The sequence below is a fragment of the Cellulomonas sp. NPDC089187 genome, from assembly GCF_040685135.1.
Classification (GTDB): domain Bacteria; phylum Actinomycetota; class Actinomycetes; order Actinomycetales; family Cellulomonadaceae; genus Cellulomonas.
In genome coordinates this window covers 211,189-236,293 of the sequence record NZ_JBFBHI010000001.1, presented here as the reverse complement: position 1 = coordinate 236,293, position 25,105 = coordinate 211,189, and the positions used below count along the sequence as shown (strand labels likewise).

The following is a 25,105-nucleotide window of genomic DNA, read 5'->3' as shown; positions in this document are numbered from 1 at the left end:
CTCCCCCGGCCGGTCGGCACACCCGACCGGCCGGGGGCCATTCCGGCACGAAGGCACCTCGCATGATCGATCACCTCACCCTGCTCGAGAAGGCCGCCCTGCTCACCGGCAAGACGGTCTGGGAGACCCGGGACATCCCCCGGCTGGGCGTGCGCTCGCTGTTCCTGGCCGACGGTCCGCACGGCGTGCGCAAGCAATCCGGTGCATCGGACCATCTGGGTCTGAACGCCTCCGAACCCGCCACCTGCTTCCCCACCGCCGCCGCGGTGGCCAACTCCTGGGACCCCGAGCTGGCCGAGCGGATCGGTGCCGCCATCGGTGCCGAGGCCGCCGCACTCGACGTGGACGTGATCCTCGGCCCCGGCCTGAACATCAAGCGCAGCCCCCTGGGCGGACGCAACTTCGAGTACGTCTCCGAGGACCCGCTGCTGTCCGGGTCGATGGCCGCGGGCTACGTGCGCGGAATCCAGTCCCAGGGCGTCGCGGCCTGCCCCAAGCACTTCGCGGCCAACAGCCAGGAGCTGCGCCGGATGGTGTCGGACTCCGTGCTGGACGAGCGCACGCTGCGCGAGCTCTACCTGTCCGGATTCGAGCACGTGGTCCGCACCGCCGCCCCCCGCACCGTGATGTCGAGCTACAACCGGGTCAACGGCGTCTACGCCCACCAGAACGCGTTCCTGCTCACCGAGGTGCTGCGAGAGGAGTGGGGATTCGACGGCGCGGTGATCTCCGACTGGGGCGGCTCGGACGACATCGTGGAGGCGGTCCGCACCGGTGGCACGCTGGAGATGCCCGCCGCTGGACTCGACTCCGCCCGGCAGATCGTGGCGGCGGTGCACACCGGTCGACTCACCGAGGCCGAGGTGGATGCCCGCGTCGCCGAGGTGCTCCGCCTGGTTGCCGAAGCTCGCACCGACACCGGCCCGGCTGTCGACCAGGACGCGCATCACGCCTTGGCCCGCGAGGCCGCGGCCCGGTCCGCCGTGTTGCTGAAGAACGACGACGACCTGCTGCCATTGGCACCGGGCACCCGCGTGGCAGTGATCGGCGACTTCGCCCGCACCCCCCGCTACCAGGGCGCGGGGTCGTCCACGGTGAACCCCACCCGGCTGGACTCGGTGCTCGACACCATCGGGGACTCCGGGTTGGAGCTGGTGCGCTTCGCTCAGGGCTTCCGTCGCGGCGGTGCGGCCGATCCGCAGCTGGTCGCCGAGGCGGTGCAGGCCGCCCGCGAGTCTGAGGTGGCGCTGTGCTTCCTGGGCTTGGACGAGGTGGCCGAGTCCGAGGGATTGGACCGTGACCACCTCCGCCTGGCCGACAGCCAACTCGCTCTCCTGCACGCGGTGGCGGCGGTCAACCCGCGCACCGTTGTCGTGCTCAGCGCTGGTGGCGCGGTCGAGGTCGCCGACTGGATCGCCGACGCCCAAGCGCTCCTGCACGGATACCTGTCCGGGCAGGCCGGAGCCCGCGGACTGGTGGATCTGCTCACCGGTGCCGCCGAGCCCACCGCACGGTTGGCCGAGACGGTCCCTGTGCAACTCACCGACTCCCCCGCCCACCGGTACTTCCCCGGGCGGGAGCGCAGCGCGGAGTACCGCGAGGGGTTGTACGTGGGATACCGGTACTTCACCACCACGGGAGTACCGGTGTCCTTCCCCTTCGGCTACGGACTGGGGTACACCCGGTTCGAGCGCTCGGCGATCACTGCGGTCCCGCCGGGTGCGGACGGCACCGGCGGCAGTCTGACGGTCACGGTGCGGAACGTCGGCGAGCGGGCCGGAGCGGATGTGGTCCAGGTCTACGCCACCCGGATCGGCGACGGCGTGCACCGGCCGGCCCGCGTTCTCGCCGGGTTCACCCGGGTGCAGTTGACGGCAGGCGAGTCGGCGACGGTCACGGTGCCGCTGGACCGGACCGCCTTCCGGCACTGGGCAGGGTCCTGGCAGGTGGAGACCGCCGACTACCTGCTCACCGTCGCCGATCACGCCTCCGACCCGGGGCAGACGGTCACCGTGTCGGTCTCCGGCACCGTCGACCCGCAGCCGGAGACCGGTCTGGACTCCTACCGTCGAGGGTGGGTCACTGACATCGGCGACGAGGAGTTCGCCCGCCTGCTCGGCCATCCGGTGCCCGACCCGCACTGGTCCGGCCCGCTGGGCCGCAACGACGCACTGGGCCGGTTGGCCGATGCGCGCTCCCCGCTGGCCCGGCTGGTTGCCCGGGTCCTCGACCGGCTGATCCGCCGCTCGCAGGCCAAGGGCAAGCCGGACCTCAACCTGCTGTTCCTGCAGAACATGCCGTTGCGCGCCATCGCCAAGATGACCAACGGCATGGTCGATCTGGCCTGCATCGACGGTCTGGTGCTGATCGTCAACGGGCACTTCTTCCGTGGGGCGGGCCGCACCGTGGCCGCCTTCGTCCACAACTGGCGGGCCAACCGGCGCACCGCCGCGCAGCTGTAAGAAAGGCTTCGCATGTCCCGCCTCACCGCCGCCTGGCGCCGCTTCGCCGCGAACCGTCCTGGCATCGCGCAGTTCCTGGTGTTCTTCCTGCTCAGCAACGGCATCACCGTGCTCCAGCTCGCCCTGATGCCGCTGATCAAGTGGCTGTTCGGGATGACCGGCCTGGTCGACACCGCATTCCAGATCTGGCCGATCGGCTCTAACCCGGATGGCTCGCAGTACTTCATCTTCGACTACGCCGCTGGAGCGCTGCCGCAGGGCGGTGGCGGACTGGCGTACTTCCTCGCGGTGCAGATCACGTTGCTGATCGCGCAGGTGATCAACTTCTTCGCCCAGCGCAACATCACGTTCAAGTCGAACTCCTCGGTGGGCAAGGCCGCGTGCTGGTACGCCATCGCCTACGTGATCATCACGCTGATCGCCGCCGCCGCTCAGGGGCTGTACAAGACCCCGATCTACGACCTGTTCATCGACGGCTGGGGCATGGGCTCCACCGGGGAGACCCTCGCGGACGTTGTGACGATGATCATCAACTCGGCGATATCGTTCTGGGTCTTCTTCCCGATCTTCAAGGTGATCTTCAAGCAGGAGCCCGAGCCTCGGGCCGACGAGTCCCGGGAGCCGGTCGACGCATGAGCACGCCTGTCGTCAGTCGTCTGCGCGTCGTTCCCACCGTCCGCCGGACCGCACACCCGATCCTCACGGTGGTGGTGCCCGCGTACAACGCCGCCGCGTACCTGGACCGAGCACTGGATTCCCTGCTCGGTCAGGGACCGGCGGTGGAGATCCTGGTGGTGGACGACGGCTCCACCGATGACACCGCCGCAGTGGCACAGCGCTACGTCGACCGGGGTCAGATCCGCCTGATCCGGCAACCGAACGGGGGGCACGGGGCGGCGATCAACACCGGCCTGGCCCACGCCACCGGGCGCTACCTCAAAGTGGTCGATGCCGACGACTGGCTGGACCGGGACGCTTTTGCCCGGGTGCTCGACACCCTGGACCGCAATGACGGCGTTGACCTCCTGGTGGCGAACTTCGTCTACGAGAAGGCCGGTAAGCGGCGCAAGCACGTGATCCGCTACGGCAATGTGCTGCCGCGCGACCGGGTGTTCGTCTGGCGTCAGACCGGGCGGATGCGGTCCCGGCAGTACCTGATGATGCACGCCCTGATCTACCGGACCGCACTGCTGCGCGAGGTGGAGCTGCGACTGCCGGAGCACACCTTCTATGTGGACAGCCTGTACGCCTGCGTGCCGCTGGCCCGGGTGCGCAGCGCCTACTACCTGGATGTTGACCTGTACCGGTACTACATCGGGCGGCCCGGGCAGTCGGTGCAGGAGTCGGTGATGGTGCGGCGCCTGGACCAGCAGCTGCGGGTCAACCGGTTGTTGCAGGACCAGCTCACTCAGGCCGATCTGACCCAGGTGGACCCGCGTCTGCGCCGACACCTGGTGCAGTACTTCCGGGCGATCTGCGTGGTGTCCTCGATCATCGCGCTGAGCGCCGGTACCCCCGAGGCGTTGGCCGCCCGCGACCGGTTGTGGGCACACCTGCGGGCGGAGGACCGACTGCTGTACCGCCGGGTCCGGTTCAGTGCGATCGGACTGATCGCCACCCTGCCCGGCGCGCTCGGGCGTCGACTCTCCCTACTGGCCTACCGGGCCGCCCGCGGGGTGATCGGGTTCAACTGACCTGCGGTTGCGGGCGCTGACCAGGAGCGGCACGGTGGTCGTGAACCCATCCCAGACCCCAGGAGGATGACCATGGCCCGCAGTGAGCTTCCGAAGTACACCGTCCCGTCGCTGACCGTCGAGGACGGCGCCACGGTGGCCGCCATCCTGCAGCAGCGCCTGCACGCGCTGAACGACCTGCAGCTCACCCTCAAGCACATCCACTGGAACGTCACCGGCCCGCACTTCATCGCGGTGCACGAGATGATCGACCCGCAGGTGGACCAGGTCCGAGAGATGGTCGACGCCATCGCCGAGCGGATCGCCACCCTCGGCGTCGCCCCGATGGGCACCCCCGGCGCACTGGTCGAGGCCCGCAGCTGGGACGACTACTCCATTGGCCGCGCCGGTGCCATCGAGCATCTGGGTGCGCTGAACGAGGTCTACGTCGGCGTGATCAGCGACCACCGCAAGGCCGCCGAGGAGACCGAGGAGCTGGACACGGTCACCAACGACCTCCTCGTCGGACATCTCCATGAGCTGGAGCTGTTCCACTGGTTCGTCCGGGCACACCTGGAGTCCGCCGGTGGCTCGCTGAGCACCGGTGGCCAGACCACGGAGCAGGGTGCTGCGGCCGCAGCGGGAAGCCAGGCCTGAGTCGACGCAGCACGCGGCCCCCGGGAATATCGGTTCCCGGGGGCCGCGTCATGTCAGCTCCGGCCGATGTTCAGAGGCGGTCGGGCTGGTCCCAGTCGTCCGAGGCGGCGATCTCCTCGTCATCCGGCAGCAGCTCGCTGTCCTGGAGTGAGCGCGGGCCCCGGTGCGGGTCGCCCCCGCTGCGCGCATCCCGGGTCCGCAGCTCCGCCTCGGACAGGCGCGGGTCAGCCAGGTGCTCGGCGGCCGGGTCGGAGGTCAGGTCAGCGGTCAGATCGCGGCGACGGGTGCTCATGCCTCGGTTCTACCGCGCCAGGCGTCGCCGGACCACCCCAGCCGCGAGATCCGCTCAGAGCCCGGTGACGGTGGACAGCCAGACCGTGATCGGCGAGTCCGGGCTGATCAGCACCAGCGTCCATCCGAGAGCGATCTGGACCAACGCGGTCAGCAGGATGACCCGCCGCCGCACCCGATTCGGGCGTCGAGCGACCAGCAGCAGCACATACATCGCGGTCAGCAGCACGTAGGTCTGCCCACCGGCCTGCCGCAGCCCGGCCCACAGCGACAGGTACAGGCCGATGATGGCGATCAGCGGCGCGATCAGCGACCACCGGTCCCGCACCAGCCGAAAGCCGGTGGCGACCACGAACAGCGGCACCGCGATGATCCCCTGCGCGATCAGCCCCGCGGCCGTCCCCGCGGAGATCGGGAACCAGCCCTGCACCGCGCTGGCCTCCAGCCCTCCCCACGGGTCGCGGGAGAACCACCAGGAGGCGTAGAGCCAGAACGCCACTGCCCCGATGGCAGGGAACAGCAGGACTGCGACGGTAGCGCGGTTCGACCCGCGCCCCTTCCGTCCGGCTCGACGGGCGAAGAACGGTGCCGCGATGCCCAGCACGATGGCGTAGAACCACGCGCCCGGGTCAACCATCACCGCCACCCCGAGGGCGATCCCGGCCCGGAAGCCCGCCTCGGTGTTCTGCTCCTCGACAAAGGACGCGATCCCGTCCAGTGCGATCACCACCAGCGCCAATCCGAGCAGCGATTGCAGGTCGGAGGCCGCCAAGAAGTACAGCGGTGGGGTGAAGACCAGAGTGCCGAGCACGGCTGCCGTTGCCCACAGCCCCACCCCGCGCCGGGCCAGCACCCCGGCCAGCCGTTGCAGCACGAAGCCCAGCACCACCGCCGCGACCAGGTTCAACGCCAGGTCGCTGCCACCGACCACCGCGGAGAGCGCGGCGGACAGCGGCGGGAACACTTGGGCCATCCAGCCCAGACCGGTGTCACCCCACTCGATCAGGTCCCCGCGAGCCGCCAGGGCGCGGTTCGGCCCGGGCACGTACCCGCTGCCGCTTACGAGCGCCACCAAGACAAAGGGGAAGGCCAGTGTCAGGCGCAGCAGCCACCGTTCGGAGGTCCGGATCGGCCAGGTGTCAGCCGCCAACCGCCGCTGGCTGTCCCGGGACCGTGTCGAGGGGATGGGCGGTGAGGCCATGGGCGGTCTTCTCCCAGTAGTGCGGCTTGGTGATCAACTGCCACAGCGCCTTGTAGGCGGCGATCGAGTGCAGCAGCCAGTAGAGCGGGTTGGCCAGCCCCCACAGGACCAGGCCGTAGCGTCGGCGTTTGAACGCACCCATCATCGACACGTAGATCATCAGCGCCGACCCGACGCCCAGGTTGAACAGCGACAGCCACAGCGCCCAGCCCGGGAACAGGAAGTCCAGCTGATCGGGGTCGAGCAGCAGCGAGGCCAGGAACACCACATAGAGCACCGGCACCGCGAGGAACGTCGCCGGGGTGCCGCCTACCAGCGCCAAGAAGGACAGGGTCTGCCGTGCGCCGGCCACCCGGACCAGACGCAGCGGTTGACGCAGGTGCACCAGGGTGGTCTGCATGTAGCCCTTGATCCACCGGGAGCGCTGTCGCACAAAGTTCGGGTACGAGGTGTTGGCCTCCTCGTAGGTGGTGGAATCGATCACCCCGACCCGCAGTCCCTCTGCCGACGCACGGATACCCAGATCCGCGTCCTCGGTCACGTTGAACGGGTCCCAGCCGCCCAACCGTCGCAGGCCGGAGACCCGAAAGTGGTTGGAGGTACCGCCCAGCGGGATCGCCAATCGGTTGTACTCCAACCCGGGCAGCATGTAGTCGAACCAGAAGCTGTATTCCAGGGTGAACATCCGGGTCAGCGGGTTCTCCTCGGCGTTGAAGTAGTTCAGCGCCGCCTGGACGCAGACCAGTTCCTCCCCCGCCTCGCGGAATGCCAGCACGGCCTTCTTCAGCTGGTCCGGCTCCGGTTTGTCCTCCGCGTCGTAGATCACCAGCAGCTCGCCCGTGGCGAACTCCAGCCCGACATTGCAGGCCTTCGGTTTGGTCTGGGGGGCACCGGCGGGCACGGTGATGAACCGAAAGTGGCTCGGCGGATGTGCGGCCTCGGCTGCGGCCCGGGTCTCGGTGTCGTCCTCCTCCACCAGGATCAGCACCTCGAGCTTGTGCGCGGGGTAGTCCAGTGCCCCGAGGTTCTCGATCAGGTTGGCGACGATATTCGCCTCCTTGTACACCGGGACCAGCACCGTGTAGCGCGGCAGCTCGTCCTCGCGGAGCACGGCCAGAGCGTCCGGGTCGGCTCGCGCCACCCGTTCCATCCGAGCACCGCTGATTGACGCCCAGAACTTGAAGCCCGTGCCGATCAGGAACGCCACGCCGACCAGCACCGACAGCGCCACCACCATTGCTCGCGGACTAGCCCAGACCGCGAGGGCCACCGCCACCAGCGCCACGATCACCACCACCCGTTGCCAGGGCACCAGCACCGTGCGGGCCGACTGCGCGGGCGACCGTCCCCACAGACCGAGACTGGCCCGGTCGCGCAGCTGCGCGCCGTACAGGTCGAGCACGGTCTGCTGGAACTCCCACCGGTCGGCCAGCACCAGGAACGGTTCCGCCCCGAGGGCAGCGCGGACGGTGTCGTACAGGTGCTCATCCGGCTCGTCGATCACCGCCACCACCCGGCTGCCGTCGGGTCGTTGCTCCAGCGGGAGCCAGCCCTGGGAGAGCACCGTCTGCACGTCGGCCACCGCCAGGTCGGCCTCGGTCAGCGCGGTGGCGGTCCGGGCGGTCTCGACATAGGGCATGTCCCACAGGTCGGCCAGTGCCCGGGTCAGCGTCGCGGAGTCGACGGCCCCGATGGCGACCAGTACCTCACCGATCTGCGCGCCGGTCCGGCGCGCCACCTCGGCGGCGGAGTCCAGCACCTGTCGGTCGACCAGCCCTCGCTCGGTCAGGTAATCGCCCACCCGCGGTGCGTTCTCGTGCCGTCCCACACTGCCCCTCCTGCCTCACCGGTGAGCGCACCATAGGCAGGGATCGGGAGGAATCGCCACGGAAGCGCTGCTCAGGGCTCCGGGTAGCGCGCCTGTCCGGCCGCGAACGCCGCCTGAGCCGCCCGAGTCACCGGACCCGGGGTGCCGTCCCCCACCGGTCGACCGTCCACCGCCACCACCGGCTGCACATCCCGGGCCGTGGAGGTCAGGAAGAGCTCCTCCGCAGTGTCCAGCACGTCATAGGGCAGGTCGACCTCCTGCGCACCCACCCACTCCAGCACCAGCGCGCGGGTGATCCCGGCCAGGCAACCGGCCGACAGCGGCGGGGTGCACAGCTGCCCGTCACGCACCACGAACACATTGGTGCCAGTGCCCTCGCAGAGCCGCCCCTGGGTGTTGGCGAACACCGCCTCCCCCGCGCCGACCGCATGCGCAGCCGCCAACGCCAACACGTTCTCCCCGTAGGAGGTGGTCTTCAGCCCGGTGAGCGCACCGAACTCATTGCGACGGTAGGGCACCGTGACGATGCCGGTCTGGGGGTCCGGGTCGTGCCCGGGGGTCAGGCCGAGCACCAGCGTCGGGGTGCTGGCCTCCGGTGCCATCCGGCCCGACCCGAGCACACCCGGGCCCGCGGTGAAGGTGATCCGCAGCAGGTCGTAGTCGCTGACCAACAGGTCACGGTTCGCGTCGATCACCTGCTCTGCGGCCCGCCGTACCCGCTCGGCGTCGAATCCGGGCAGCCCCATCCCGGCAGCCGACCGGGTCATCCGATCCAGATGCCGACCGAGCGCGAAGGGCGTGCCCTGCACCACCTTCACCGCCTCGAACACCCCGTCGCCCACCACCAGCCCGTGATCACGTGCGGAGGTGGTGGCCCGTTCGGCCGGAACCAGTTCACCGTTGACCCAGAACACCGTGCTGTTCACGTCCATGGCGGCACGCTACCCGCGCACGTTCAGGTGTACTCGGCACCGCCGGGCAGTCCGAACAGTTCCTCCACCGACTGTGCCCCACGCACCTGCAGCTGACGGATCAGGTCCTCACCCAGATAGCGCAGGTGCCAGCCCTCCGGGCGGTACCCGGTGCGGTCCTGGTTCTGGTCGGTGTAGCGGATCACGAATCCGAAGCGCTCGGCGTTCTGCGCCAACCACTGCCCCTCGACGGTCTGGGTGTAACACTGCTCCAGATCGCACTGCGGCTGCGTCGCGCTGCCCAGGTCGACCGCCAGACCGGTCTGGTGCTCGGAGTGTCCAGGCCGGGCGGAGACCTCATCCGCGCTCGGCCCGCCCATCTGGGATACCCAGGAGGCGTACACCTCGGCCTGCCGCTCCGCCGAGCGGTAGCCGGAGATCAGTGTCGGGGTGACACCCTCCGCCGCGGCTGCCGCGCGCAGGGAAGCCAGGGCGTCCGCCGCCTCCTGGCGCAGCTCGATCACACCGCCGTCCACCGGCACCAACCCCGCCGGCACGTAGTCCAGCGGCAATGGTCGTTGCTTGTTGACCACCGCCCCCAGCGACGCCGGGTCCTCGTCGATCATCAGCGGTCCCGGTCGCAGGACCTCAGCCAACCGGTCTCCCTGCGGTCGCGGATCCGGCCACGGACCGGCCATCGCGGGTGCTGCCATGGCGGGGCTGAGCAGCAGCCCGAGCAGGGCAGCACTCACCAGGGTCCGGGCACGCATGGGATCCAGTCTGACCCGCATGCGCCGACTCGGCCAGAGCCGACGCGAGACCTTCACCCGCGCCGGACCCGCATCCGCCACAGCAGCCAGATGAAGTACGGCGTGCCGACCAGCGCGGTCACCAACCCCGCGGGCAACTGAGCCGGGGCCATCGCCGTACGCCCCACGGTGTCCGCCACACAAACCAGCAGCGCGCCCAGCATCAGGGTCATCGGCAGCAGCCACCGGTGCTTCTTGCCGATCAGCATCCGGGCGGCATGCGGGGCGACCAATCCGACAAACGCGATCGGTCCGACCGCTGCGGTCGCCGCCGCGGTCAGCAGCACCGCCACCCCGATGTGCAGCCGCCGACTGCGTGCCAGGGCCACGCCCAGCACCCGTGGCGTGGTGTCGTCCACCTGCACCAGATCCAGATCCCGGTGGGTCCGGGCGACGATCAGCACCGCGATCACCAACGCGATCGCCATCGGGATCAGCTGCTTGGGTCCGGCACCGAACGTCGACCCACCGAGCCAGGTGATCGCCCGGTTCTGGTTCCACGGGTCAGTGCGCACCAACACCAGCGTCGTGATGGCACTGGCCGCCGCCTGCACGCCGATACCCACCAGCACGATCCGACCAGAGGCCATCCCACCCCGGGCGGCCATCCCGAAGACGATCAACGCAGCGACCAGGGCCCCGGCCATGGACCCCGCCAGGATCGTGACGTAGGACCCGGCACCGGTCGCGACGATCACCGCCACCGCCCCCAACCCCGCGGCATTCGCCACACCGAGCACCCCGGGGTCGGCCAACGGGTTGCGGGTCACGGTCTGCACCAGGGCACCGGCCAGCGCCAGACACGCCCCGGCCAACAGTGCGGCGGCCACCCGCGGCACCCGGGAGTCCAGGATGATGTCCAACCGGACCGAGGCGCGCCCGGCCAGCCAGTTGCTCACATCGCCGAGCAGCACCGTCGAGTCACCGAGCAGTACCCCGGCAACGACAGCCACCACCAACAGCACCCCGGCGGCGGCCAGAATCAGCCACGGTGCTCGGCGGGCCAGTCGCCCACCCGCCCGCAGTGTGGCCAGCGTGTCCGCCTCCAGCGCCGACCGGGCACGACGGGCCAGCAGGATCAGCGCGATCGCCCCCAGGATGCTGGTGACCACCCCGGTGGGGACCGTCACGCCGCTCAACGGTCCGAAGACCGCGCGCAGCGCCACATCCGCCGTCAGCACCAGCGCCACTCCGGCCAGCGCCGCAGCCGGGATCATCAGCCGGTGCTTGCGCAGTGGCCGCACCCAGCCCGCCGCCAACCGGATCAGCAGCGGCGCGCACAGACCGACGAACCCGATCGGGCCGGTGGTCGCCACCGCGCAGGTGGCCAGCAGCACCGCGAGCACCACCACGATCACCCGGGTCCGACCGACATCCACCCCGAGCGAGCGCGCGGCGTCGTCGCCGAGCTGCAACAGGTCGATCCGCCGCCCGGTCCAGATCAACGCCAGCATCCCGACCAGCACCACGGGCAGGATCACCCGCACGGTGTCCAGCCCGTTCTGACCGAGCGAGCCGGCACCCCAGGCGAACAGTCCCTGGGTCTCCCAGGGGAAGAGCAACAGCAGCGCCGAGGTGATCGCATGCAGTCCGAGGGTGATCGCGGTCCCGGCCAGCACCAGGCGGACCGGCGAGGACGCCACGCCCCCGGACAGGCCCATCACCACCCCGGCAGTGACCAGGCCACCGACGAAGGCCACCGCCACCCCGGACAACGACCCGAGATTCACCCCGAAGGCCGCCACGGCGGTCAGCGCCAGGTAGGCCCCGGCGTTCACCCCCGTGGTGTCCGGGGAGGCGAGCGGGTTGCGCGCCACCCCCTGCATCGCCGCGCCGGAGGCACCCAGCGCGCAGCCGACCAGCACACCGGCCAACAGACGCGGGATGCGCGACGCGGTCACCACAGCAGCGGCCTGGTCCAGCGCCGGGCCGCCGGTCAGCGCCCCCCACAGTTCGCCGACGGTGACATCCGCAGTGCCCTGGGTCAGGTGCACGGCGGCGACCGCCACCAGCCACGCCACCAGCAGCGCACCGATCAGCACGGTGCGCAGCGTCTGGCGGTCGCGGACCGGCGGCGGCGTCGGTCGAACGGCGGGGGGCGCGTCGATCATGCGGCGGTGAGCTGCGCGACCAGGTCGTCGCTCCACGCGGCCAGCGACTCCGGACCGCCGTAGGCCCAGATGCCCACTCCGGCGCGGTACACGTGGCCGTCCTGGACGAAGGGCAGCGACTGCCAGATTGGGTTCGAGGCCAGGACGGTGGTCACCGTGTCCTCCTCGGTGTCATTGCCCCAGTACAGAAACCGGGTGTCGGCCGGCAGAGCGGTCAACCCCTCGACATCCATGGAGGACAGCCCGTAGGCATCATCGCCCGGGTCCTGAGTGGCCGACCCCAGCCCCATCTCCGTGGCGACGGCCTGGACCGCCGAGCGCGGACCGTGCATCCGGATGGTGACGTTGGCACCCTCCGCGTAGGGCGAGGCGAAGACCACCGGGACATCGGTCAGACCGGCGTCGGCGATGGCGGCGGCGTTGTCCTCGATCCGCTGCGTGGTGTCCGCGATGACCTCGGCCGCCACATCCTCCTTGCCGACCAGGGTGCCGATCGAGGTCAGCATGTCATTGACATAGCCGATCGGGTCATCGGCGCTCGCCCCGTCGAACAACGCCACCGGCGCGATCCGGGAGATCTGCTCCATGGCCTCCTCCGGGATGGAGGTGGTCACGCCCACGATCAGGTCCGGCTCCAGCGAGGCGATGGCCTCCACCGACGGCTCTCCCCGGGTGCCGACGTCCTCCGGGTCGCTGCTCAGCGGCACCGCGGTGCCCACCCAGGAGGTGTAGCCCTCAACATCGGCCGCACCCACCGGGTCCACACCCAGCGAGGCCAGCATCTCGGTCTGCATCCACTCCAGGGAGACGACGTTGACCGCCGGGGAGTCCAGCTCCACGGTCTCGCCGCGGTCGTCGGTGATCGACACCGGACCGGCGGAGGCGTCCGCGGTGCTGGTCGATTCGTCCGCCGGGGCGTCGGTGGTGCCACAGGCGGCCACCAGGGCGAGCGTCCCGACGGCCAGGGCCGCGGTCAGCGCACGTCGCGTGCTCATTCGTTCCTCATGTCTGCGCAGGGGGTGAGAGGGCGCCCGCGCGTCGCGCCCGTGACAAACGTGCAGGGGGTTCAGACCGCGGCGTGCTCCGCAGCGCGCACCCGGCGCAGCTGGAGTCGGGGCGCCCGGACGGTCACATGTCCGGACGGGGTGATGCCCGCCTCGATCTCGATCTCGTAGACCCGGCTGAGCAGGGCAGAGGTCAACGCCTGCTCCGGGCTGCCGTCGGCGACGACTCGGCCCTCGGCCAGCACCAGCACCCGGTCGGCCACCGCGGCGGCCTGCTCCAGGTCGTGCAGCACCACACCGACCGCGACGCCGTGCACGTCAGCCAGCTCGCGGACCAGTTCCAGCACCTCGACCTGATAGCGCAGGTCCAGGTGGTTGGTCGGTTCGTCCAGCAGCAGCACGCCCGTGTCCTGGGCGAGCGCACTGGCGAACCACACCCGTTGCACCTGCCCACCGGACAGGGCGTCCATGTCATCGTCCGCGAGGTCGGCGATCCCGGCCAGCGCCAGCGCCCGGTCCACTGCGGCGTGCCCCTGCGGGTCGCTGCCCCGCCAACCCTGCCGGTGCGGGTGGCGGCCGAACTCCACCGCGTCGCGCACCGTGATCCCCGCCGGGGTCGGACGGGACTGGGACAGCAACGTCACCCGACGAGCGAACTCCCGGGAGCTCAGCGCCGCGGCATCAGCCTCGCCCAGCTCGATGCCCCCGTCGGAGAGCCGCTGCAACCGGGCCATGCCACGCAACAGCGTCGACTTCCCGGACCCGTTCGGTCCGACCAGGGCGGTCACCTGGCCCGCCGCGACCTCGACGCTGGCACCGGTGACGACGGGATCCCCGCCATAGCCGATGGTGACGTCGCGCGCGGCCATCGCGGCAGTGTGGATGGGCACGAAGCGAGAGATTAGCTGAGGCTTGCCTTACAGACAATGCCTGTCCGGTTCCGGCATGATGCCCGAATGTTCACCGGCCTGAGCGCCTTCCCGCTGACCCCGATCCGCGAGGAGGCGGTCGACACCGCCGCCCTGGCCCGGATCGTCGACCGCCTGACCGCCGCCGGCGTCGACTCCATCGGGGCACTCGGCTCCACCGGCGCGGCCCCGCTGCTGTCCCGCACCGAACGCTCGACGGCGCTGCGCACCGTGATCGAGCACGCCGACGCCACCCCGGTAATGGCCGGGATCGGCGGCCTACGCACCCGCGACGTGCTGACCTACGCCGAGGACGCACAAACAGCAGGAGTCGACGCGGTGCTGCTCGCCCCGGTGGCCTACCAGCCGCTGACCGAGGATGAGGTGCTCGCGCTGTTCCGGACCGTGCTCGCCGGACTGGATGTGCCGCTAGTGATCTACGACAACCCGCGCACCACCCAGTTCCGGTTCACCCCCGAGCTGTACGGCCGGATCGCCGCGCTCGGGAACGTGACCGCGATCAAGGTGCCCGGCGTGCCCGAGGATCTGGCTCAGATCCGTGCACTGCTCCCCCGTGGCGTGGCGGTGGGTGTCTCCGGTGACGGCTCGGGCGCCGCCGGACTCGCTGCCGGCTGCGACCTCTGGTTCAGCTCCCTCGCCGGGATCCTGCCGGAGGCCATGCTCGACATCGCCCGGGCGGACGACCCGGTGGCCCAGGCGGCCCGGTTCGACCCGTTGTGGGAGCTGATCCCCCGACACGGTGGGCTGCGGGTGTCAGCGGTGGCGGCCCGTCTGCTGGGACTCGTCGAGGAGCCGTGCCTGCCTGCCCCGTTGCGCGAGCCCGACGACGCGCGGATCGAGTCGACCCTGCGGGCACTCGGACTGGTCTGACCCCGGTGGGTGCCTCCGCCTCTGGGTGACTCAGCCCACCAGCACCCGCCCGCCGCCGATCACGACCTCCCGCGGCGGAGTCCGCACCAGCGCATCCATCGGGTTTTCTGCATCCAGCAGCACGATGTCCGCCCGACCGCCGACCACCAGATCGTGCTCCTGCGCGCTGCGGCCCACCGCCCACGCACCCGCGCTGGTCAGACCGCGCACCACCCGGGTCAGATCCTCGTCCCGGACCAGCGACGACGACCGCGCGAACTGCCAGCCGATGCCCAGCGTGTCCCCGGTCCCGTACGGGCTCCACAGGTCACGGATGCCATCAGTGCCGAAGCCGACCGGCACCCCCGCCTCGTCCAGCTCCGCCAGCGGCAACTGCGGCAGACGCAGTGGCGCCACCGTCGTCATTGACACCCCGGCCTCCCCCATCCGGGCCAGCAGCTCCCGACGCGGACCCTCCGGCAGCTGCGCGATGGCGAAGCCGTGGGCGATGGTCACCCGACCCTGCAAGCCCAGCGCCACCGTCCGGTCCACGATCAGCTCGAACTGGAACGCGCCCAGCTCGGCCGGGTCGTGCAGGTGGATGTCCACCCCGACGCCCTCCTCCGCGGCCAGACCGAGGATCGCGTCGATCTGCCCCACCGGATCACGGTCGATCCCGGCCGGGTCCAACCCGCCGATGTGCTCGGCACCCGCCCGCGCGGCGTCACGCAGCAGATCGAGCACCCCGGGCCGGCGCAGCACACCATCCTGCGGGAAGGCCACGATCTGCACGTCCAGCGCCCCGTCGTAGGTGGCCGCCGCCTCCCGGACCGCCTCGATCCCCCGCGGGCCGACCCCCAGGTCCACGTCGACGTGACTGCGGATCGCGGTGGTGCCGTGCGCAACCATCTGCGCCAGCACCGCCGCCGTCGGCCGCACGCCCGGGATGCCCAGCTCGTCCCGCCGGGCGCGCTCGTGCCGAATCCGACCGTCCGTGCCGCCCTCGCCGCCGTAAGACTGCCACGGCAGCCCCCACCACGACTTGTCGACATGGGCGTGAGCGTTGACGATCCCGGGCAGCGCCAGCAGTCCGCGACCGTCCAGCACCGCCGCCGGATCGATGCCCTCCTGCGACACCGCCCCGATCTGCTCGATCCGGCCATCCGCCCCGATCAGGACGTCGACGGGCGGACCACCCCAGGGACGAATGCGACGCAGCAGGCGGACCGGACGACGGGCATCGATGCTCATGACCGGCAGTCTCACCCGGAACACCCCATCGGGTGAAATCGCCTGTACCGCACAGCCGCGTCAGGCTCCGCCGCGCAGCTCCACACTGATCTGCTCCGCGTCGATGGCCTCCAACGCACCGGAGAGCGCCTCCGCGTCGAAGGCCCCGTCATCCCGGGCGTCCAACAGCGCGGTGCGCTGCGCCACCAACCGATCCAGCTCGGTCGCCTGACCGGAGGCTTCCTGATCCGCCGCCGCAGAGGCCTCCTCCAGCAGTGCCAGCAACCGCCCGTGCTCCTGTGCGGCCTCCGCCTCCTGCCGGGCCACCGCCTCCGGCTCCGGTGCCAGCCGGGCGGCCATCCACCCGATGCTGCCGCCCTGGATCAGCAGGGAGAACGCCGCCACGATGAAGGCGATCACCACCAACAGTGCCCGGTCGGGGGTGTCCGCGGGCAAGGTCTGAGCCGCAGCCACAGTGACGGCGCCGCGCATCCCCGCCCACACCACGATCACGCCCTCCCGCTTGCCCAGTGGCGAGCGGCGGAAGTAGTCGATATCCGCCAGCATCCGGCGGACCCGGGTACTGAACCGACTCAGGTCGGCCTGGCGGTCGGCGGGCACCCGCGCACGACCACGACGACGGGCGATCATGCGCAGCCGCAGGCGCATGTTCCAACGGTGACCACGGGGGTGCGCACCGCCACCCACCGGTCGCGGTGCGGGGATTCGGTCCGCAGCGACCGCAGGCACCGTGGTCGCGCCCTCGGTCACCGCCTTCCCGGTCGCCATCCGCTCCGCCTCGACCACCTCGCGCCGCACCGCCGGACCGCCTAGCCGGGGCAGATCCGACCGGCCACGCCCGGCCACACCCCTGGGGTCACCGACGAACTCTCCACGTTCGCGGGCCTCGCGCTGGCGGACCAGGAACTTCTGCGCCCACTCCGGATCGGCCAACGTCTGCTCAATGGCGGTCAACCGCGGGGCGACCGCCGCGCCCCGGGCCGCCTTGCGTCGCAGCCACGCCAGCATCGGCACCACAAATGCCCCGCGCACCAGCACGGTGATCGCCAGCGCCGCCACGGCCAGCAACACCGCCACGCCGATCCCCTGGTGGTCGGCATGCACCTCCTCCACCAGGCCGTACAGCTGCAACCCCATCGTCAGAAAGACCACGCCCTCCAACACCAGCTCCACCGTGGCCCAGTTCTGCTGGTCGGAGAGCCGGTGCTGTGGCGCGAGCACTCGGGGGCCGCGCCATCCGGTGATCAGCCCCGCCACCACCGCCGCGACCAGCCCGGAGGCCCCCAGCTCCTCGGCCGGGATGGAGGCGATGAACGGCACGGTGAAGCTGAGCAGTGTGTTGACGGTCGCATCCGTGACCCTGGCGCGGATCCGCACATTGAGCCGCCCGACGATCCACCCGATCAGCGCCGCCACCCCCACGGCGTACAGGAACGTGCCCAGTGCATGCCAGAAGGAGAACGCCACCGCCGTCGCCGCAATAGCCGTCCGCAGCACCACCAGCGCCGAGGCGTCGTTCAGCAGACCTTCGCCCTCCAACAGCGCCACCACCCGCGGCGAGGCACCGGCGTTCTTCACGATCCGGGTCGCCACCGCATCCGTCGGGCTGATGATCGCGCCCAGCGCCACACCCCAGGCCAGGTCGATCCCCGGCACCACCCACGCAAAGAACAGCCCGAGCACCAGCGACGTCCCGACGACCAACACCACCGACAGCCCACTGACCGCACCGAAGTCCCGACGCAGACTCATGGTCGGCATCGACACCGCCGCGGAGTACAACAGCGGTGGCAGCACCCCGGCCAGGATCCACTCCGGCTCGATGTCCACCGCCGGCACCACCGGCAGGAAGCTCACCGCGATCCCCACCAGCACCAGGATCAGCGGCGCGGGCAGCCCGAAGCGGGGGCCGAGAACCGCCGCCGCAGCGGTCACCAGCACAGTCAGGACGATCACCACGATGGCCAACACGTCCGCGACCCTAGACCCCGGCCAGCACCCCCTCGGTGCCTGTCGCGGGTCGCGCCGGTCACTCAGGGTCCGAGTTGCGGGCTACGTGTCGACTGTGTGGGCCGTGGCGAACACCCCGAGCCAACGCAGCGCCTCGTCCACCGCGCGGCTCGGATCGTCACCGGCGCCACTGGCCACCCACTGCACCAGTGCCGTGTGGCTCGCCGACTCATAGGCGGCGGCCAGGGCGAGCGGGATGCTGGGCGGTGCCTGCGGCAGGCGGTCGCTGAGGTAGTCGGCCAGCGCGTCCCGCCACGGGCGGTAGGCCCGATGTGCGCTCGCCGCCAACTCCGGCTCGCTCTCGATCAGCCGTGCCCATTGCGCGCCGAGGCGGCCGGTGGGCGGTGCCATCGATGCCAGCACCGCGGTGCGGAGCACATCGGCCAGGGGTGCCGTCGGGTCCGCGGCGGCCAGGGCGGTGCGCAGGCGCTCGGCGGCCAACGGCACTCCGGACCAGAAGATCGCGGAGCGCTCGGAGTAGTGCCGGATCAGCGTGCGGACGCTGATCCCGGTGGCGTCGGCGAGCTCCCGCCATCCGGTGGCGGCGAATCCCTGCGCGGTCCAGAGCTGGATCGCCGCGATGCTCACCGCGGTGTCGTCCACCACCGTGGGCCGGCCGCGTCCGTGACCGGAGGCACTGTTTTTTGGCACAGCGCGTCACTATAGTCGTGGGCACACCACGGCGCTGGGTGCGGCCCACCCGCCACGACGCCACCGATGTCGTCGACGGCCCGGACCCGCGCGGGTCGACGGCGACGGTGCCACCGACCGCGCACTCCCACCCGGCACCTCGACCGAGGGAGTGTCATGACCCGCACCATCGTCGTCACCGGATCCGCCTCCGGCATCGGAGCCACCACCGCTGAGCTCCTGCGAGATCGCGGTGACCGGGTGATCGGCATCGACCTGCGCGAGGCCGATATCAACGCCGACCTGTCCGTGCCCGAGGCTCGTGAACGGGCCGTCCGCGAGACCACTGACCGGGCGGATGGGGTCATCGACGCGGTCATCGCCTGCGCCGGCATCTCCGCACCGGTGCCCGCCACCATCGCGGTCAACTACTTCGGGGTGACGGAGTTGCTGACCGGTCTGTTGCCCGCGCTGAGCCGTTCCGCCGCACCGCGTGCCGCCGTGGTGTCCTCGATGGCCTCCCTGCAACCGAACTCCCCCGAGTTGGTCGCCGCCGCCCTGGCCGGTGACGAGCAGCGTGCCCTGGCGATCGCGCATGAGCTGTGCGCCCACGGGCCGGAGGCGGGCTACATCGTCTATCCCTCCTCCAAGCGGGCGCTCTCCCGGTGGGTGCGCCGCGAATCGATCACCCCGGCCTGGGCGGGTGCCGGGATCCCGCTCAATGCCGTCGCGCCCGGAACCGTGCTGACCCCGATGACCCAGGACCTGCTCTCCGACCCGACGACCGTGGCGATGGTGGATGCGGCGGTGCCGATGCCGCTCGGCTACCACCAACCGCCCGGGTCCATCGCGCACCTGCTGATCTGGCTGACCGGACCGGAGAACACGCACCTGGCCGGACAGGTGATCTACGACGATGGTGGGGCGGATGTGTCCCTGCGCGGTGAGGACATCTGGTCCTGGGCGGATCGGAGCTGAACCAGGGCCGTCACTGCGTGCGGACACAGCGCCACGGCGGCGGCTACTCCCTCGGGAGGACCGCCGCCGTGGCGTCATCAGGATCGCGCGGTCAGCCCTGCGCGGGAACCTCGCTGGACTCGACCTCCGGGTCGGGGGTGGGCTGCTCCCCCGCCACGGCGGCCTGCTCCTCATCAGTGACCACCGCCGCCGCGAACTGCGACTGGTACAGCCGGTGGTACGCCCCCTCCCGGGTGATCAGCTCATCGTGCGTGCCCTGCTCCACGATGGCGCCGTGCTCCATCACCAGGATCAGGTCCGCATCCCGAATCGTGGAGAGCCGGTGCGCGATCACGAATGAGGTCCGACCCCGCCGCAGCGTGGCCATTGCCTGCTGCAGCAGTCGCTCGGTGCGGGTGTCCACCGAGCTGGTCGCCTCGTCCAGGATCAGCACCGACGGCTGCGCCACGAAGGCCCGGGCGATGGTGATCAGCTGCTTCTCACCGGCCGAGACGTTCGCCGCATCCTCCTCCAGCACCGTGTCATACCCGTCCGGCAACGAGTGCACGAACCGGTCCACATAGGTGGCCTTCGCTGCGGCCAACACCTCGTCATCGCTGGCGGACTGACGCCCGTAGCGGATGTTCTCCCGGATGGTTCCGGAGAACAGCCACGGGTCCTGCAACACCATCCCGGTCCGGGCACGCGCATCGTGCCGGCTCAGGTCGGCGATGTCCTGCCCGTTGACCAGGATCCGGCCGCCGTCCAGCTCGTAGAACCGCATCAGCAGGTTGACCAGGGTGGTCTTGCCCGCACCGGTGGGTCCGACGATGGCCACGGTCTGGCCGGGCCGGACGGTGAAGGACAGGTCCTCGATCAGCGGCTGGTCCTCCCGGTAGGAGAACCGGACGTGCTCGAACTCGATGGTGCCGTCGCCCTCGGCCGGTGCCGGGGCGTCCACGTCATCGGCGGACTGCTCGTCCTCGTCCAACAGCTGGAACACCCGCTCGGCCGAGGCGGTGCCGGACTGGACCACTGCGGCCATGCCACCCAGCTCGGACAGCGGCTGGGTGAACATCTGCGCGTACTGGATGAAGGCCTGCACCGAGCCCAGTCGCATCGAACCGTTGGCGACCATCAGTCCACCGACCACCGCGATCCCGACATAGGTCAGGTTCCCGACAAAGCTCATCCCCGGCCAGATGATCCCGGACAGGAACTGCGCCTTGAACGACGCCTGGTACAGCTCCTCGTTCTCGGCCTTGAACTTGTCCTGGAAGTCCTGGCGACGACCGAAGACCTTGACCAGCGCGTGCCCGGAGAACGACTCCTCCACCCGGGCATTCAACCGACCGACCTTGCGCCACTGGATGCCGAAGGCCTTCTGCGACTTGGGGCCGATCACCCCGAAGATCACACCCATCAACGGCAAGGACACCAGCGCGATCAGCGCCAGCTGCCACGAGATGGAGAACATCATCACCAGCACACCGATCACCGTCAGCACACTGGTCAGCGCCGTGGACAGCGACTGCTGCATGGTCTGGGTGATGTTGTCGATGTCATTGGTGACCCGGCTGATCAGCTCACCGCGCTGCACCCGGTCGAAGTAGCGCAGCGGCAGCCGGTTGATCTTGGCCTCGACGTCCTCGCGCAGCCGCCACATCGCCCGGACCATCACAATGTTGATGATGTAGCCCTGCAACCAGGTCAGAAACGCACCGGCGGCGTACAACGCGAGCACGGTGACCAGGATCGATCCCAGTCGGCTGAAGTCGATGCCCTGGCCCGGGATCAGCCGGTCCATCGCCTCGACCATCGCCGCGAGCTGGTCCTGGCCGGCAGCCCGCAGCCCATCGACCGCCTGCTCCTGCGAGGTGCCGGCCGGTAGCTGGTTCGAGATGTACCCCTCGAAGACCTCGTTGGTGGCATTGCCCAGCACCCGCGGGGCGAGCACGGTCAGCACCACACCGGCCGCGCCCATGATCGTCACCGCGATCAGCGCCGCCATGTACGGCTTGAGCAGCCCGAGCATCCGCCCGAAGCTCTCCTTGAAGTTGTCCGCCTTACCTGGCGCGACCGAGTCCCAGGAGTCCGAGGCGATCCGGGCCTGCTCGCCCAGCTCCAGCTCGTACTTCTCCTCGTCGGTCAGCTCCGGGGCTGTCTTCTGCTCGCTCATGCTCCGGCCTCCACGGACAGCTGGGACTCCGCGATCTCGCGGTAGGTCTGGTTGGACGCGAGTAGCTCCTCATGCGTCCCATGTCCGGCCACCTGCCCGTCCTCGAGCACGATGATCTGGTCCGCACCGGTCACAGTGGACACCCGCTGGGCCACCACGACCTTGGTCACCTCCGGCAGCTCCGACCACAACGCCTGGCGCAGGCGCGCATCCGTGGCCAGGTCCAGCGCGCTGAACGAGTCGTCGAAGACCAGGATGTCCGGCTTGCGGACCAGTGCCCGGGCGATGGCCAACCGCTGCCGCTGCCCACCGGAGACATTGGTGCCGCCCTGCGCGATCCGCGCCTCAAGCCCGCCGTCCATCTGCTGCACGAAGTCGCTGCCCTGCGCGATCTCCAGGGCGCGCCACAGGTCACCGTCGCTGGCGTCTTCGTTACCCAACCGCAGGTTGGAGGCCACCGTTCCCGCGAACAGGAACGGACGCTGCGGCACCAGACCGATCCGGGACCACAGGTGCTCCAACTCCGCGTCACGCACATCGACCCCGCCGACCCGGACCGTGCCGGAGGTGGCGTCGAACAGGCGGGGCAGCAGCGAGATCAGCGTGGTCTTGCCCGCGCCGGTGGACCCGATCACGGCCAGGGTCTGCCCCGGTCGCACGTCGAAGCTCACCCGGGACAGCACCGGATGCTCAGCGCCCGGATAGGTGAAGGTCACGTCCTCCAGGCTCACCGCGCCCGGCTCCGGGAACTCCGTCACCGGCTGCGCGGGAATGCTCAGCGTCGACTCCGAGGACAGCACCTCGGTGACACGTTCGGCGGAGACCGCAGCACGCGGGATCATCACCGTCATGAAGCTGGCCATCAGCACACCCATCAGGATCTGACCGATGTACTGCATGAATGCCAGCAGGGTGCCGATCTGCACACTGCCCTCGTCCACCTGGATCGCCCCGAACCAGATCACGCCGATGGTCGTCACGTTCAGCACCAGCATCGCCAGCGGGAACAGCACCACGAACAGCGACCCGATCTTGCGTCCGACCACCAGGATGTCGGTATTCGCCACCCGGAACCGCTCAGACTCGATCTGCTCCCGGACGAACGCGCGCACCACCCGCACACCGGTCAGCTGCTCACGCATGATCCGGTTCACCGAGTCGAGCTTGGTCTGATAGCTGCGGAACAGCGGGATCATCCGGCTGATCACGATCCCCGCGATCACCAGCAACGTCGGCACCGACACCGCGATCAACCAGGACAGGCTCACGTCCTGACGCAGCGCCATCACGATGCCGCCGATGGCCAGCAGCGGAGCAGTGACCAGCATGGTCGCGCCCATCATGCTGACCATCTGGACCTGCTGAACGTCGTTGGTGTTCCGAGTGATCAACGACCCGGCTCCGAACTGCGACACCTCACGCTCGGAGAAGCCCGACACCCGGGCGTAGATGTCGTCACGCAGGTCACGGCCCATCTGCATGGCCGCGCGCGCCGCGAAGAAGGTCGCGATGATCGCGGCCAGGATCTGCCCCAGCGACACCGCCAACATGAAACCGCCGGTGCGCCAGATGTAGCCGGTGTCGCCCCGCGCCACCCCCTGGTCCACGATGTCAGCGTTCAGACTGGGCAGGTACAGCATGGCCAGCGCCGAGGCGAACTGGAACACCAGCACGCCCAGCAGCAACCAGCGATAGGGCGCGAGGTAGCGAAGTAGAAGTCGTCCGAGCACAGGATCTCCGGGGTGAGTGCGCGCCGTGGTGGCGAACCATCTGGTCAACGAGCACGTCCGCCCCAGCGAGCCGGGTCGTGACGGTGTGGCCGGCAGAGCCGGGCGATGAGAGCGACAGCATAGGCCCGGGGGTCTGACACGCACAGGGATTTCACGGGCACGCTGCTCAGGGCCGAACGCGCGAGGGGGTCGGGTGGTTCCCGGCCATTCACGCCCCGGCGGCCACGCACCCCTCGTCGGTCAGCGCGACCAGTGCGTCGACGATGCCCCGCCAGCCGCCCATCACACTCACGCGATCGACTCTCGATCAATGCGCACATCACCCAATCGAGTGAAGACAACCGCCGCGATCCCGGTGACGATGACCAGGAATGCAAGCCTTCCCTGACTAGCCGAGTGACAGGACAACGCTGCTCGCTGCTGAACCGAATCCCAGTCGACATCAGCATGGTCGGACGATGTGATCGCATCACTCGCCGACCAGAAGCCCCGATCACTGTCCTGCGCCGCAACTCCCAGACCAATCGGCGCGCACGACATGCGGGCGCTCGGGTCAGAAATCGAGGCCGAGATCGGTGTGAACACCAATAAAGCCACCACAATGACGTATCCGAGAACAACACCCCACGCGGACCATTTCATGGATGCGAGGGTAGTAAGGCGCTGTCCCACCAGTCCAACACCCGGATCGCCGCCCAGGTGACCCACGGTGACGGCTCCCCCTCCGGCACGTCCACCTCGAACCACGCCTCGCCCGCCAACCGCGGCCCCTGCTCCCACCGACCGTCCGCACCCCGCGCATCCCGGATCAGGTCCATCGCCTCGCCTAGCCGAGAATCAGGCGCGGTGCCCTCCAGCCCGGCAGCAGCCCGGAAGTACTCGGCCGCCCCCAGCACGCTATACGCCCACCGCCACGGGTACCGGAGCCGCGTCGTCCACGGCCCGACGGAGTCCCCGGTGGACAGCCGCCGGTGCAACCGACGGGCCAGCAGATACTCCTCGCCCCGGTGCCGTGCCTCCGCGGTGCGGTCCAGGTCGCCGGTGCGTTGGGCGTGGTCGAGGAGTCCGCGCAAGGCGTTGAGGGTGGAGTGGAAGGAGGACCGCGTGGAGCCCTCGACCCATTCGCAGTTCCAGCCGCCGTCAGATTGCTGGTGCTGAAGAAACCAGTCGACCAGAGGGTCGACATCGATGCCGAGCCAGAGGCCGTTCATCAGGGTCCAGGAGTTGATGCAGACGTCGACCTCGCCGCCCCAGTAGGGCAAGTCGTCGTACTCCCAGCGCACGGTGGCCAGTCGAGCGCCAGTGTCCCCCAGCATCGCTGCGTCGACGCCCCATTCGCGCAGGGAGTTTAGCGACCAGGTGGTGGCGGTCCAGGGTTGCCCTTCGCCCATGCCGTCGAAGCCACGCGGGAAGAATGCGCCACCCGCCCATTGCCCGTCTGGGTCCTGCAACGACAGCAGTCGTGCCCCGAACCCCTCGGTGGGTACCAGGGCACGGGTGGCCTGCCAGACGTCTGCCGGCTCTTGCAGGAGATCGCGCTGGACCTGCCAGCGCAGGGCCGGGTCGGTGTCCAGCAACCAGTCGACGAGCTCGGCGTCGAGCGTCATGCGGTCACGTTACGCC

The 25,105-nt window shown here is 70.0% G+C and carries 21 protein-coding genes; 6 read left to right on the top strand and 15 right to left on the bottom strand.

Going from position 1 to position 25,105, the window contains the following annotated elements; all coding sequences use genetic code 11:
- The first annotated feature begins 62 nt into the window (after nucleotides 1-62).
- The 4 genes from AB0N78_RS01085 to AB0N78_RS01070 all read left to right on the top strand — a co-directional run bounded on the left by AB0N78_RS01085 (nucleotide 63) and on the right by AB0N78_RS01070 (nucleotide 4,792).
- The gene (locus AB0N78_RS01085) at nucleotides 63-2,462 is read left to right on the top strand and encodes a glycoside hydrolase family 3 C-terminal domain-containing protein (protein WP_363384684.1); all 2,400 of its coding nucleotides are present in this window, start codon (nucleotides 63-65) and stop codon (nucleotides 2,460-2,462) included.
- Between the two features lie 12 nt (nucleotides 2,463-2,474).
- Nucleotides 2,475-3,098 (top strand): hypothetical protein, encoded by a 624-nt coding sequence (locus tag AB0N78_RS01080; protein ID WP_363384682.1) that lies wholly within the window; start codon nucleotides 2,475-2,477, stop codon nucleotides 3,096-3,098.
- Nucleotides 3,095-4,156, top strand: a complete 1,062-nt coding sequence (locus AB0N78_RS01075; protein WP_363384679.1) for a glycosyltransferase family A protein — start codon at nucleotides 3,095-3,097, stop codon at nucleotides 4,154-4,156. Before AB0N78_RS01080 ends, AB0N78_RS01075 begins: the two co-directional genes overlap by 4 nt.
- A gap of 72 nt (nucleotides 4,157-4,228) precedes the next feature.
- Nucleotides 4,229-4,792, top strand: a complete 564-nt coding sequence (locus AB0N78_RS01070) for a DNA starvation/stationary phase protection protein (RefSeq protein ID WP_363384676.1) — start codon at nucleotides 4,229-4,231, stop codon at nucleotides 4,790-4,792.
- 70 nt (nucleotides 4,793-4,862) lie between these two features.
- On the opposite strand, the gene AB0N78_RS01065 is transcribed toward AB0N78_RS01070, so the two are convergent.
- The 8 genes from AB0N78_RS01065 to AB0N78_RS01030 all read right to left on the bottom strand — a co-directional run bounded on the left by AB0N78_RS01065 (nucleotide 4,863) and on the right by AB0N78_RS01030 (nucleotide 13,816).
- The gene (locus AB0N78_RS01065) at nucleotides 4,863-5,084 is read right to left on the bottom strand and encodes a hypothetical protein (protein ID WP_363384673.1); all 222 of its coding nucleotides are present in this window, start codon (nucleotides 5,082-5,084) and stop codon (nucleotides 4,863-4,865) included.
- Between the two features lie 54 nt (nucleotides 5,085-5,138).
- Entirely contained in the window at nucleotides 5,139-6,284 is a 1,146-nt protein-coding gene (locus tag AB0N78_RS01060; protein WP_363384670.1) for a hypothetical protein, read from the bottom strand.
- Nucleotides 6,223-8,085: a glycosyltransferase gene (locus AB0N78_RS01055; protein WP_363384667.1), complete on the bottom strand. Its 1,863-nt coding sequence runs from the start codon at nucleotides 8,083-8,085 to the stop codon at nucleotides 6,223-6,225. Before AB0N78_RS01055 ends, AB0N78_RS01060 begins: the two co-directional genes overlap by 62 nt.
- 98 nt (nucleotides 8,086-8,183) lie before the next feature.
- Nucleotides 8,184-9,044 (bottom strand): aminotransferase class IV, encoded by an 861-nt coding sequence (locus AB0N78_RS01050; protein ID WP_363384664.1) that lies wholly within the window; start codon nucleotides 9,042-9,044, stop codon nucleotides 8,184-8,186.
- A 23-nt stretch (nucleotides 9,045-9,067) separates the two neighbouring features.
- Entirely contained in the window at nucleotides 9,068-9,793 is a 726-nt protein-coding gene (locus tag AB0N78_RS01045) for a M15 family metallopeptidase (RefSeq protein ID WP_363384662.1), read from the bottom strand.
- Between the two features lie 53 nt (nucleotides 9,794-9,846).
- Nucleotides 9,847-11,943, bottom strand: a complete 2,097-nt coding sequence (locus AB0N78_RS01040) for an iron ABC transporter permease (RefSeq protein ID WP_363384660.1) — start codon at nucleotides 11,941-11,943, stop codon at nucleotides 9,847-9,849.
- Nucleotides 11,940-12,938, bottom strand: a complete 999-nt coding sequence (locus AB0N78_RS01035) for an iron-siderophore ABC transporter substrate-binding protein (RefSeq protein ID WP_363384657.1) — start codon at nucleotides 12,936-12,938, stop codon at nucleotides 11,940-11,942. Before AB0N78_RS01035 ends, AB0N78_RS01040 begins: the two co-directional genes overlap by 4 nt.
- A gap of 71 nt (nucleotides 12,939-13,009) precedes the next feature.
- Nucleotides 13,010-13,816, bottom strand: a complete 807-nt coding sequence (locus tag AB0N78_RS01030) for an ABC transporter ATP-binding protein (RefSeq protein WP_363384654.1) — start codon at nucleotides 13,814-13,816, stop codon at nucleotides 13,010-13,012.
- 87 nt (nucleotides 13,817-13,903) lie between these two features.
- On the opposite strand from AB0N78_RS01030, the gene AB0N78_RS01025 reads away from it, so the two are divergent.
- Nucleotides 13,904-14,746, top strand: a complete 843-nt coding sequence (locus AB0N78_RS01025) for a dihydrodipicolinate synthase family protein (protein WP_363384651.1) — start codon at nucleotides 13,904-13,906, stop codon at nucleotides 14,744-14,746.
- Nucleotides 14,747-14,776: 30 nt separating this feature from the next.
- Here the strand turns inward: AB0N78_RS01025 and AB0N78_RS01020 are convergent, their stop codons facing one another.
- From AB0N78_RS01020 to AB0N78_RS01010, 3 genes are all read right to left on the bottom strand, one after another.
- A complete protein-coding gene (locus tag AB0N78_RS01020) occupies nucleotides 14,777-15,976 on the bottom strand; it encodes an amidohydrolase family protein (protein WP_363384649.1) in 1,200 nt (399 codons plus the stop codon).
- Between the two features lie 60 nt (nucleotides 15,977-16,036).
- The gene (locus tag AB0N78_RS01015; protein WP_363384646.1) at nucleotides 16,037-17,947 is read right to left on the bottom strand and encodes a cation:proton antiporter; all 1,911 of its coding nucleotides are present in this window, start codon (nucleotides 17,945-17,947) and stop codon (nucleotides 16,037-16,039) included.
- A gap of 81 nt (nucleotides 17,948-18,028) precedes the next feature.
- On the bottom strand, nucleotides 18,029-18,592 hold the full coding sequence (locus AB0N78_RS01010) for a TetR family transcriptional regulator (protein ID WP_363384644.1): 564 nt from the start codon (nucleotides 18,590-18,592) through the stop codon (nucleotides 18,029-18,031).
- Nucleotides 18,593-18,793: 201 nt separating this feature from the next.
- On the opposite strand from AB0N78_RS01010, the gene AB0N78_RS01005 reads away from it, so the two are divergent.
- The gene (locus AB0N78_RS01005) at nucleotides 18,794-19,594 is read left to right on the top strand and encodes an SDR family NAD(P)-dependent oxidoreductase (protein ID WP_363384641.1); all 801 of its coding nucleotides are present in this window, start codon (nucleotides 18,794-18,796) and stop codon (nucleotides 19,592-19,594) included.
- Between the two features lie 91 nt (nucleotides 19,595-19,685).
- Here AB0N78_RS01005 and AB0N78_RS01000 read toward each other — a convergent pair whose 3' ends face one another.
- The 4 genes from AB0N78_RS01000 to AB0N78_RS00985 all read right to left on the bottom strand — a co-directional run bounded on the left by AB0N78_RS01000 (nucleotide 19,686) and on the right by AB0N78_RS00985 (nucleotide 25,089).
- Entirely contained in the window at nucleotides 19,686-21,752 is a 2,067-nt protein-coding gene (locus AB0N78_RS01000) for an ABC transporter ATP-binding protein (RefSeq protein WP_363384638.1), read from the bottom strand.
- Nucleotides 21,749-23,482 (bottom strand): ABC transporter ATP-binding protein, encoded by a 1,734-nt coding sequence (locus AB0N78_RS00995; RefSeq protein ID WP_363384636.1) that lies wholly within the window; start codon nucleotides 23,480-23,482, stop codon nucleotides 21,749-21,751. The genes AB0N78_RS01000 and AB0N78_RS00995 overlap by 4 nt, the downstream gene beginning before the upstream one ends.
- Nucleotides 23,483-23,770: 288 nt before the next feature.
- Nucleotides 23,771-24,124 carry a hypothetical protein gene (locus tag AB0N78_RS00990; protein WP_363384634.1) on the bottom strand — a complete coding sequence of 118 codons (354 nt, stop codon included), beginning with the start codon at nucleotides 24,122-24,124 and terminating at the stop codon, nucleotides 23,771-23,773.
- Nucleotides 24,121-25,089 (bottom strand): squalene cyclase, encoded by a 969-nt coding sequence (locus tag AB0N78_RS00985; RefSeq protein ID WP_363384631.1) that lies wholly within the window; start codon nucleotides 25,087-25,089, stop codon nucleotides 24,121-24,123. The genes AB0N78_RS00990 and AB0N78_RS00985 overlap by 4 nt, the downstream gene beginning before the upstream one ends.
- Nucleotides 25,090-25,105 lie beyond the last annotated feature (16 nt).

What these genes read in the sequence shown, in the direction of transcription:
- AB0N78_RS00990 (WP_363384634.1), bottom strand. Translation starts at nt 24,124, where the DNA reads ATGAAATGGTCCGCGTGGGGTGTTGTTCTCGGATACGTCATTGTGGTG.
- AB0N78_RS00985 (WP_363384631.1), bottom strand. Translation starts at nt 25,089, where the DNA reads ATGACGCTCGACGCCGAGCTCGTCGACTGGTTGCTGGACACCGACCCG.
- AB0N78_RS01085 (WP_363384684.1), top strand. Translation starts at nt 63, where the DNA reads ATGATCGATCACCTCACCCTGCTCGAGAAGGCCGCCCTGCTCACCGGC.
- AB0N78_RS01080 (WP_363384682.1), top strand. Translation starts at nt 2,475, where the DNA reads ATGTCCCGCCTCACCGCCGCCTGGCGCCGCTTCGCCGCGAACCGTCCT.
- AB0N78_RS01035 (WP_363384657.1), bottom strand. Translation starts at nt 12,938, where the DNA reads ATGAGCACGCGACGTGCGCTGACCGCGGCCCTGGCCGTCGGGACGCTC.
- AB0N78_RS01050 (WP_363384664.1), bottom strand. Translation starts at nt 9,044, where the DNA reads ATGGACGTGAACAGCACGGTGTTCTGGGTCAACGGTGAACTGGTTCCG.
- AB0N78_RS01030 (WP_363384654.1), bottom strand. Translation starts at nt 13,816, where the DNA reads ATGGCCGCGCGCGACGTCACCATCGGCTATGGCGGGGATCCCGTCGTC.
- AB0N78_RS01040 (WP_363384660.1), bottom strand. Translation starts at nt 11,943, where the DNA reads ATGATCGACGCGCCCCCCGCCGTTCGACCGACGCCGCCGCCGGTCCGC.
- AB0N78_RS01070 (WP_363384676.1), top strand. Translation starts at nt 4,229, where the DNA reads ATGGCCCGCAGTGAGCTTCCGAAGTACACCGTCCCGTCGCTGACCGTC.
- AB0N78_RS01020 (WP_363384649.1), bottom strand. Translation starts at nt 15,976, where the DNA reads ATGAGCATCGATGCCCGTCGTCCGGTCCGCCTGCTGCGTCGCATTCGT.
- AB0N78_RS01000 (WP_363384638.1), bottom strand. Translation starts at nt 21,752, where the DNA reads ATGAGCGAGCAGAAGACAGCCCCGGAGCTGACCGACGAGGAGAAGTAC.
- AB0N78_RS01065 (WP_363384673.1), bottom strand. Translation starts at nt 5,084, where the DNA reads ATGAGCACCCGTCGCCGCGATCTGACCGCTGACCTGACCTCCGACCCG.
- AB0N78_RS01060 (WP_363384670.1), bottom strand. Translation starts at nt 6,284, where the DNA reads ATGGCCTCACCGCCCATCCCCTCGACACGGTCCCGGGACAGCCAGCGG.
- AB0N78_RS01075 (WP_363384679.1), top strand. Translation starts at nt 3,095, where the DNA reads ATGAGCACGCCTGTCGTCAGTCGTCTGCGCGTCGTTCCCACCGTCCGC.
- AB0N78_RS01025 (WP_363384651.1), top strand. Translation starts at nt 13,904, where the DNA reads ATGTTCACCGGCCTGAGCGCCTTCCCGCTGACCCCGATCCGCGAGGAG.
- AB0N78_RS01045 (WP_363384662.1), bottom strand. Translation starts at nt 9,793, where the DNA reads ATGCGTGCCCGGACCCTGGTGAGTGCTGCCCTGCTCGGGCTGCTGCTC.
- AB0N78_RS01005 (WP_363384641.1), top strand. Translation starts at nt 18,794, where the DNA reads ATGACCCGCACCATCGTCGTCACCGGATCCGCCTCCGGCATCGGAGCC.